Origin of the sequence: Cohaesibacter haloalkalitolerans (assembly GCF_003574655.1) — a bacterium.
GTDB lineage: Bacteria > Pseudomonadota > Alphaproteobacteria > Rhizobiales > Cohaesibacteraceae > Cohaesibacter > Cohaesibacter haloalkalitolerans.
Map to the genome: position 1 here is coordinate 87,424 of NZ_QNUM01000010.1, position 8,757 is coordinate 96,180.

General features: G+C 48.9%; 9 protein-coding genes. 4 read left to right on the top strand and 5 right to left on the bottom strand.

Features of this window, described 5'->3' with window-relative positions; all coding sequences use genetic code 11:
- Positions 1-7 precede the first annotated feature (7 nt).
- Positions 8-457: a PAS domain-containing protein gene (locus DSL70_RS20275; RefSeq protein WP_119309806.1), complete on the top strand. Its 450-nt coding sequence runs from the start codon at positions 8-10 to the stop codon at positions 455-457.
- Positions 458-693: 236 nt separating this feature from the next.
- Here the strand turns inward: DSL70_RS20275 and DSL70_RS20280 are convergent, their stop codons facing one another.
- Positions 694-2,139 (bottom strand): sensor domain-containing diguanylate cyclase, encoded by a 1,446-nt coding sequence (locus tag DSL70_RS20280; RefSeq protein ID WP_119309807.1) that lies wholly within the window; start codon positions 2,137-2,139, stop codon positions 694-696.
- Between the two features lie 823 nt (positions 2,140-2,962).
- Positions 2,963-4,798, bottom strand: a complete 1,836-nt coding sequence (locus tag DSL70_RS20285) for a sensor domain-containing phosphodiesterase (protein WP_119309808.1) — start codon at positions 4,796-4,798, stop codon at positions 2,963-2,965.
- A 291-nt stretch (positions 4,799-5,089) separates the two neighbouring features.
- On the opposite strand from DSL70_RS20285, the gene DSL70_RS20290 reads away from it, so the two are divergent.
- Entirely contained in the window at positions 5,090-5,926 is an 837-nt protein-coding gene (locus DSL70_RS20290; RefSeq protein WP_119309815.1) for an IS5 family transposase, read from the top strand.
- A 426-nt stretch (positions 5,927-6,352) separates the two neighbouring features.
- On the opposite strand, the gene DSL70_RS22645 is transcribed toward DSL70_RS20290, so the two are convergent.
- Genes DSL70_RS22645 through DSL70_RS22790 form a run of 3 tightly spaced genes read right to left on the bottom strand, consistent with a single transcriptional unit; the run spans position 6,353 to position 7,472 of the window.
- Complete coding sequence (locus DSL70_RS22645; protein ID WP_245418302.1) at positions 6,353-6,559, bottom strand: hypothetical protein; 207 nt, start codon at positions 6,557-6,559, stop codon at positions 6,353-6,355.
- Between the two features lie 21 nt (positions 6,560-6,580).
- A complete protein-coding gene (locus DSL70_RS22650) occupies positions 6,581-7,168 on the bottom strand; it encodes a transposase (RefSeq protein ID WP_280955363.1) in 588 nt (195 codons plus the stop codon).
- Positions 7,169-7,181: 13 nt separating this feature from the next.
- Positions 7,182-7,472 carry a transposase gene (locus DSL70_RS22790; RefSeq protein ID WP_280955364.1) on the bottom strand — a complete coding sequence of 97 codons (291 nt, stop codon included), beginning with the start codon at positions 7,470-7,472 and terminating at the stop codon, positions 7,182-7,184.
- A 12-nt stretch (positions 7,473-7,484) separates the two neighbouring features.
- Here DSL70_RS22790 and DSL70_RS22915 point away from each other — a divergent pair, with 12 nt between their 5' ends.
- Together DSL70_RS22915 and DSL70_RS20310 are read left to right on the top strand one after the other, a co-directional pair.
- Entirely contained in the window at positions 7,485-7,961 is a 477-nt protein-coding gene (locus DSL70_RS22915) for a transposase (RefSeq protein ID WP_119309809.1), read from the top strand.
- Positions 7,962-8,372: 411 nt separating this feature from the next.
- Positions 8,373-8,757, top strand: a 385-nt coding sequence (locus DSL70_RS20310) for a cache domain-containing protein (protein ID WP_205563419.1), incomplete at its 3' end; no start/stop codon positions are given.

Genomic DNA, 8,757 nt, shown 5'->3' on the forward strand with positions numbered 1-8,757 from the left:
GAAATATATGTCCAGCCAACTATATGACGAAAAAATCGTACAAGCTGTTTTACGCAGCTCAGCGGATGCGATAGTTGGGACCAACCGGGAAGGCATCCTCACCTTTTGGAATCCTGGCGCAGAACGGATTTTCGGTTTCACGGCGAGCGTAGCCATTGGGCAATCGCTAGATATTATCATTCCCGAGGCTTTGCGTGCACGCCATTGGGCTGGCTGGTGGCATTCCATTGAAACCGGCACTAGCCATTATGGCAGCGGCTCGCTTTTGGCTGTTCCGGCCCTAACAGCAAACGGCGCCAAGATATCCGTTGAGTTCACGATTACGATGATGCTCGATGACAATGGAAAGATCGACGGCTTGGTCGCTATCATGCGTGATGTGTCTGAAAATTTTGCAGAAATGAAAAAGCTTCGCCGAGAATTGGCCTTGCGGGATACTGATAAACTTCAATGCTAGATTAGCCCAATTCAACCTGAGCGGCAAAATGGCAGCAGTGGTCAAATGCCCATCTGAATTACCCCAGGAACTGCAGACGACTTGTCTCATCAAATTGGAGCAAGGAGACCACGATGCCCAAATCTCGTTTCACGGGTGCATTGTTTGAGCCCCCGTCAAGCGAAGGCTCCAGCCAAAGCAGGACAGAAAGGTCGCTCAAGCTTTGAGAAATGCTGTCCAGTAACAGGGAAGCAGCATCACGAGAGATTGGTTTCCTCCAAAACAGTTTCTGTTCTGTCGCGACCTCTCCGTTTTGCTTGATAGAGCAACAAGTCCGCCTGCTTGAGTAGTCTGTCAATTTGAATCAATTGGCCGGGCTGGATGGTAGCGAGACCTATGCTAACGGAGAAAGAACGCGACTGTCCGGTATCCAGCCTCACAGGAGTTTTTACAGTCTCCCTGATGCGCTCGGCGACAGGGAGAGCTTGTGCTTCGGAACATTTGAGCATGATTGCAAACTCCTCCCCTCCGATGCGCCCGAAGATATCGTTTGGACGGAGGTTCAGTCGAACGTTGTCGGAAAAGGCCTGCAGGGCCTTATCACCCACATCGTGACCATAGGTGTCATTGATGGTTTTGAAGTGATCAATATCGACCATGAGCAGCGCATATGCCTCATTGCCAGAATTCAGCTGCTTCTGGGCAATCTTTCGGAATTCGGCAACGCTCAGGGTGCTGGTCAGCGAATCGTGCGTGGCCTGATAGTTCAACTGAGACAGGACCTCATTGTATTTCTGCATGATTTGCGACAGCACCACCGGAAAAAGTGCAATCAGTGAAATTCCCAGCCGGATAGACGCCAAAGAGCTTTGGTCAGTTGGCCCGATATGCAAAAACCCGCCGTTAGTGATCGAGAACATGAACCAAATGCTGAACAGCATAACCAGCAGGCTCGTTGGAAAAACGGTATAGGAAAGCGCCACCCACAACAGGGCCGGTATTGGAAAGGCAATAGCTCCCGGTCCTCCGACCAAAATCGAGGCGGCAGCAGACACTGCAACCGCAAGCGCAGGCCAGATGGAAGACCGCTGTTTCAATATATCGAAAGACCGGTCGAATTCCTTCGCCGTGACTGGCACAGAGACAAGAACCGGAAGAAAGATCATGTAATTGATGAACTCGGTAGCGAACCAGTAATACCAACCATCCCACTGCCCACCATTGAACAAGATAGGGTTGGCGATGCCACCAACAAAGCCTGCGGTCGAGGCACCTAGGCCAGTCGCCAAAATGCCGACAAGTGATGCGTTTTGCGCTTCTAATATTCTCTTTTTCTTTAAAAGTGCCGACCATACGGCATAGCTGACCAGAACGCTGACCAGATTGCCGAAGTTGAGCAGCACGGTGCCCAACAATGACGTACCGATATACAAATCAACGCATACGTAGGCTGCTGCTGCGGCAAAAATCCCCAGAGGGCTGGCAGCTCCCCGCAATCGAATTAGCAAGGTCAACAGCACTGCATTTGCAGGCCACAACGCTGCCAGAAGCCCGATTGGTCGCGTAAATATGCCAAGCAGACAACTGATGACAATACAAAATGCAACAATAAGCGCCGGCCTCCAGGGTGCAAACCAAAGGTTCAAAGTCGATTTATCCCACTTCTTTGCCGACTTTGCGCTGAGTGAGGGGCTTCTGATCATGACGCCTCCTTATTCCAATCTAAATTAAACATCCAAAGCAGAGCATCATGCACCCACTGTGACTCGCTTCGTTTGGCGACCATTAAAAAGCAAAGAGATTTCAAAGCACTTCAATTTTCAATAGTTCTAAACAGAATACAAAGATTCATATCCAAATTAGAAGGTGGGTATAAATACTAACTTTTTGATAAAAGCAGTAAAAAGCTCAAAAATGGAGAATTTGCTATTGATAGACCAAATAATTTTGCCAAAAGATCAACTAAAGAATTACAACTAGTATCATTTGCGCCGATACCAACAAGCAAAATTGCAATCTAAAAGAAGACTGGGAGCCAGCGTCTCTAAGGTCCGAAGATGTACCTCGAGCGGTAAAAGAATAGATTGACACCCTGGATGATACAGCGTTTGGTGCTGCAAGCGCCGTCAAACTCAAATTCTCGTCTCATAGCGACCCCGCTCTTTTCGCTTGTGGCTACAGTTATTTGATGGGCACAGACAACGCCATCATTGTGGATGTGAAAGCAAGCAGAGTTATCCGGCAGGCTGAAGTTGGGGCGTCTCGAACTATGATCCTACGAACACGTGAACGATTTGGCCTCTAACCTGAGATGTTGGCAGCAGATACCGCCTATGGAACTGCTGAGAACCTGAACAGGTTGCTCCATGAAGAAGGTATTCTACCCTACATTCCTGTCTTCGATCAATTTCTAGACCTCTGAAATGAAAGATCATTCGCTGGGGTAACAACGGGTAGTCGGAAATCGCGGCCCTGAGACAGTTCAGGAAACAAGGCCGCTAGTCAAAACGGCCACTTTTATGCAGCTCAGATGCTTTCCTTATTGGAGTTTAAGGGCATCGGTTTGCCGTATAGATAGCCCTGCCCAACTTTGCAGCCGAGTTCCTTTATGATGTCGTGTTGGAACGACTTCTCAACGCCTTCAGCGACGATCGTGGTATCAATGCTCTTAGCAAGGCGCGCGATCATGAGAATGATTTTTCGTATTTTGCTGTCTGTGTCGATGCGATCAATAAAAAACTTGTCGATCTTGATTTTGTCAAACTTAAGCGCAGCCAGATAACTCAAACTTGAGTAGCCGATTCCAAAATCATCAAGAGCGATCGAGACGCCCAGGGTTGACAAATCTCGAAGCCTGGAATTGACCATTTCAAAATCCGATATCAGTGCATTTTCTGTTATTTCCACTTCGAGTCGTTGCGGATCAAGTCCGCTGATCGATAGTGCACGTTTAATTTGCTCCACGATGTTCTGGTTTCTGAACTGTGAGGGAGAAAGGTTTACGGAAACGAACTGATTGTCTTGCCAAAGAGCCGCGTCCTTACAGGCTCGGTTCAGAACCCATTCACCGATCACGCCGATCATTCCGGTCTTCTCTGCAATTTGGATAAACACGTCGGGAAACAAGAGGCCTTTGCTCGGATGTCGCCAGCGCAAAAGCGCCTCATAGCCAACAACCTTATTCGTCTGCAGATCCATAAAAGGCTGATAGTTAAGTTCAAGCTCCTGATCCAGGTTGGCAGATTTCAGGTCTTCCGTAAGCTGCTTTCGAGTCATTGCAGCTTGATAGTGCCTTTTTGTGAAGTGCCGGATAGAATTCTTGCCATTGACTTTTGCTTCTTGAAGAGCGCAGTCTGCATATTTTTGCAAGGTTATGGCTTTCCCGTCTTCCGGCGGCCCCATTACAACACCGATGCAGCAACTAGATTGGAAAAGGGCATCTTCAATTTGCAGCTGCTTTGAGAGGTGGTTTAAAATTGAGGAAGAGATCTTCTCCAACTCGGCCTGAGACCTGATGTCGGTGACGATCAACAAGAATTTATCTCCTGACAGGCGACCGGGAATGATATTCGGTGCTGCCAGATCTGCAATCCTGGCGCTAAAAGCTTGAATAAACTGGTCGCCAAAGAAGTGCCCATGGATATCGTTGATTTCAGTAAAATCATCAATGTCGATACAAATCGCGGCCATGCGGGTATTTGCTTTCTTAGCCTCGACAATGGCTGCTTGCATTTTTCCTTGGATGAACATGCGACTGTGAAGCCGGGTTAATGGGTCGTAGTCAATAAGCTCCTGAATTTTCTGAGCCGAATTCTGCTGCGACATGAGTTCACGAGATACGATGCCAGAGAGATCAACGAGGAATTGAATATCCTCCCGTGAGATATGAGGATGCGGGATAACATCCATCAGACAGAGAGACCCGACACGTGCCCCATTGTCCAGTATGACGGGAGCACCAGCATAAAAGCGGAATTTCTGCCCCCCGGCTACCTGCGGCAATGCAGAAAATCTTGGGTCACAGGATAGATCTGGAACGATGAGAGGCTCGTCTGATCGTATGGCATAGTTGCATATTGAACTTGATCTGGCACACTCTTCTTCTTCCGTTCCGATGGATGCCTTGTACCAGTTCCTGTCATGATCAATTATTGAGATCTTGCAGACTGGCATATGAAAGTGTGTCGCAGCTAATCTCACAATCCTGTCGAATCGCTCTTCATGAAGGGAGGCGGACACATTTAGATCGCGAAGCGCAGAAAGCCTGAGGTCTTCATCGGAAGCAAGGAGCTTTGTTTTGTTCGATGCATCACACAGATTGTTCATAACTTGTTTATTGGAGAGAGTTGTTAATCTGGCCATGATTTTCGATCCAAAGGTGGAGGCTTCAGACTTAGCGTAAAATGTCAATCATTAAATCAATGGAAAAGAAATAACAAAAAATCTTCCAACAACACAAATTCGTATTTTTTACAATAATAGATCGTTAAAACTACAATAATTCAAAATTCATATAAATTTTTCTTTGTATTTATTATGATTGCGTTTATTGTTAAACATAATTAGTCTAATTTTTTAGAGCCTGACCGAAAAGTAGTTGAGTGATATCTGCGGTTTGTGATTCACCGTCTTTGCGAAGAGATGGAGGATCAAATGACCTGGACAGATATCACCCGTCAGGAGCATAGCCGAAAATCGGATCGGTATCCAAGCGATTTGACGGACGCGGAGTGGGCCCTGCTGGAGCCATTGTTGCCTCCGGCCAAGTTAGGCGGTCGTCCCAGAACAACGAATTTGCGCGATGTCGCCAATGCCATTTTGTATATCGCCAGTTCTGGCTGCCAATGGCGCATGTTACCCAAGGACTTTCCGCCGATGACGACCGTGCAGGGCTATTTCTATGATTGGCGGGATCGAGGCTTGTTGCAATCCATCAACCATCTATTGGTGATGAGCGCTCGGGACTTGGAAGGACGCGAAGTCGCACCCACCGCCGGTGTCATTGATAGCCAAAGTGTCAAGACCACGGAAAGCGGCGGGATTTCCGGCTATGATGCTGGGAAAAAGATCAAAGGGCGCAAGCGGCATATCATCACCGATACCATTGGCTTGATGCTGTATATCGTTGTTCATGCCGCTGACATTCAGGATCGAGATGGAGCGCTTGATGTGCTCAAAGGCATTCGGGGGCGCTTTCCATGGTTACGTCATGTCTTCGCTGATGGCGGATATGCGGGAGAGAAATTGAGGGCCGCGTTGAAGGGGCATGGCGACTGGACCATAAAAATCATCAAACGCTCCGACGCGGCCAAGGGCTTTGAGGTCTTGCCCAGGAGGTGGGTGGTCGAACGTACCTTTGCGTGGCTCGGTCGATGTCGCCGCCTCGCCAAGGATTGGGAGAAGAGCATCGAAAGTTCAACCGCATGGGCATTGGTAGCCAGTATCAGGTTTCTCACCCGCAGGCTTGCAAGATACTGTTATCCCAAATGAACTTTTGAGTCAGACTCTTATATCGGCCGATCAGCTGTCTACGATTGAGCCTTTCTTTCCCAAATCCCACAGAATAGCTCGCGTTGATGATCGCCGAGTAATTTCGGGTAATCATATACGTGGTGAAGAACGGCCTTTAGTGGAAGGACGCCCCCAAGGCCTATGCCCCTCACAAGACGCTCTATAACCGGTTCCGGCGCTGGCCAAGACTAGGTGCGTTCGACCGAATATCCAGTCATTTATCGACTGTAGATGAACCGCCTGACATACTCATGATCTATGCGCCCTATCTGAAAGCCGGAGACCCGCAAAAGCCACCCAATTTGACCGCTGGAATTTAGTTGTGACAGACGGCCACGGCTCATTGCAGCGCTGATTGCGCAGTTCTTGCGATATTTGGTCTTCTTTCTGCCCTTTTGAGCAGACTCATGCCATAGCGCTTCTCCGTTCATGGAAGATCAAGCGATCAAAATTGCAGGTGAGATTGGCGAGCACCAGTTTTGTTTCAGCCCGTGCCAAGCCGATTGTTCGGATGAACAAACCATAGCGGTTCTTCTGATGAGCAAAGACATGCTCGACACGGGCGCGGATTGAGGACTTTTTCGCATTGGCACGAGATGTTGCCATCGGCATAGGCTTGCCTGCTGGTTTGCGTCAATGGATTTGGCGTGTCACCATGTTGTTGGTCAGCCATTTCTCATTGCTCTGGGAAAGATAGGCACTATCAGCCCAGACATCAGAGGCCGTATTGTCCTTACGCAAGACATGCTTCAATTGACGCCCGTCCGCATCAGCGGCCGACGTAACCGTGCTGCCCCTTATGAGGCCGAATTTGCGATCAATGCTGATATGGCTCTTGTAGCCAAATACTGGAAGGGCAATCTGAGGCAATGGCGTTTCGTCTGGCCGATAGCGCACTTTCCCGCCAACTTTCAGTGTCCAGCGGGCATTGGTATCCTTTTGCGCGGCCTTGTTCGGATGATCTGGCCAAATCTCTTTGGCAGACTTGCTTGCCTTGACCGCTTCCTTTTCACCATCCGTGTTGCGTTGCTTGGGAGCAGGAACCAAATTTGCGTCGACAATCTGGCCAGACATCGGAATGTAGCCCTTCTTGTGTAATTGCCAATCAAAGGCTTTTATGACGCGCTTCAGGGTACCTGTTTCCGTCATACGATTGCGGAAGTGTCGGATGGCATTCTCGTCGGGAGTGGCGCCACCCAATTCAAAGTTCAGAAATCGCATCCAGGACAAGCGATCACGGATCCGTTGCCCGACAGGCAATTGCGAAGCAAATGCCGAGAGGAGGGAATTCCATTTTCGTATCGGACAAATTGTCCTGGGCCTGCAGGATCATGACCTTGAACATGGACACAGGATCAAACGGAGGGCGTCCGCCCTTGGACCCATCACCGTAGCCTAGACCTTCAACAAGCCAGCCGCGGAAATACTCAAAGTCAATCGTGGCATCGAGAACCTCGAGAGGATCACCGTGCTTGCTCAGACGTTCAAGATGCTCGGACAAACCGAATAGATTGCTTGAATTCATGCCACATCCCCCATGACTTCAGGGAATCATACGACAGCAAATATTGCGAGGGGTTTTTGCGGGTCTCCAGCTCACCGTGCTGCGGCGAGCCTAGTAAAGGGGGGCTTTTCCCGCCACATTGGCCGTGCGAAGGGTGGTCTGGATACCAAATTGCATGCTGTGTGTGATGGCAAAGGGCGACCGGTGGCGTTGTATCTGATTGCGGGACTGGTCTCGGATCATATTGGAGCCAAGATCCTGTATCCGGTTTTGCCAGATGGCAACTACGCGATTGAGGTTGAGGACAAGGGCTACGATTCTGATGAATACCGCGCCGCTCTTCCTGCCAAGGGTATCACGTTCTGCATCCCGCCACGCAAGGGACGGAAAGCCCCTGCATCTTTTTGCAAAGCACATTATAAATGTAAGCGTATTTCCCGCTCATATCTAAATCACCCTGCAAGACGTAGCCGGAACCATTCCCGTTGTTGTAAATTGCGATGGCGATGAAAGGGAGAGGAAGAGCCAACAAAGCGGCAGTCACCCCTATGTAGCGCATGCTGATACTCTTTCATGGTCAAATATGAATTGAAGGGTAGGAACGCGAGGAGGAGGAAGAAAACAGATTATATTTTAGGCAGAATTCTATTTTCTGGGCACGTTGGGATTAGCTTTCCTCGTATTCGTGCCAAGAAAGCCTGTCCCACTGTCTTTGGGGAACTTAATTCCAGCCAAATTCCAGTGCAATTTCGATTAGTTTTGCATGCTCGCTGAAATCAAGTTTGGGTACAACCAAAATGGAAACACCTGGGTAACCAATGTGTTGTAACTATGGGGGTGTCGCTTTGGCTGATTGTTTTATTGTTTCATATGGCTGAAAGCTTGCATTTAGCAGTGAAGGCCATAAGTTGGAGTCCCCCCGTGAACAAATTATTCCACTCCCTATCAGGCAAGTTGTATGGGCTGGTTGCTTTCTTTACCTTGGCTTTCCTTGTGCTTCTCGCCTATCAGATTGAGGTCCTCAGTGGTCATCTTCTGGATTCCAAACGCACAGAGACAAAAGGGGCTGTTGAAGCCGCATACAGCATTGCCGACTTTTACAATAAGAAGGCTCTGAGCGGAGAAATCTCAGATGAGGCCGCTCAGGAGTTGGCCAAGGATGCGGTTCGCGGCATTCGCTATCAGGGCAAGGAATATGTGTTTGTCTATGATTTCAACTACTACAACGTGGCGCATCCCGTGCAGCCCGAGAAAGAGGGAAAAGACCTCTCCTCGACGGTGGATAGCACCGGCAAATACTACGTCA

Excerpts from the sequence above, each read along its gene's own strand:
- DSL70_RS22790 (WP_280955364.1), bottom strand. The coding sequence starts at position 7,472 with ATGAATTCAAGCAATCTATTCGGTTTGTCCGAGCATCTTGAACGTCTG.
- DSL70_RS22645 (WP_245418302.1), bottom strand. The coding sequence starts at position 6,559 with ATGCCGATGGCAACATCTCGTGCCAATGCGAAAAAGTCCTCAATCCGC.
- DSL70_RS22915 (WP_119309809.1), top strand. The coding sequence starts at position 7,485 with ATGACTTCAGGGAATCATACGACAGCAAATATTGCGAGGGGTTTTTGC.
- DSL70_RS20285 (WP_119309808.1), bottom strand. The coding sequence starts at position 4,798 with ATGGCCAGATTAACAACTCTCTCCAATAAACAAGTTATGAACAATCTG.
- DSL70_RS20280 (WP_119309807.1), bottom strand. The coding sequence starts at position 2,139 with ATGATCAGAAGCCCCTCACTCAGCGCAAAGTCGGCAAAGAAGTGGGAT.
- DSL70_RS20275 (WP_119309806.1), top strand. The coding sequence starts at position 8 with ATGTCCAGCCAACTATATGACGAAAAAATCGTACAAGCTGTTTTACGC.
- DSL70_RS20290 (WP_119309815.1), top strand. The coding sequence starts at position 5,090 with ATGACCTGGACAGATATCACCCGTCAGGAGCATAGCCGAAAATCGGAT.
- DSL70_RS22650 (WP_280955363.1), bottom strand. The coding sequence starts at position 7,168 with ATGCGATTTCTGAACTTTGAATTGGGTGGCGCCACTCCCGACGAGAAT.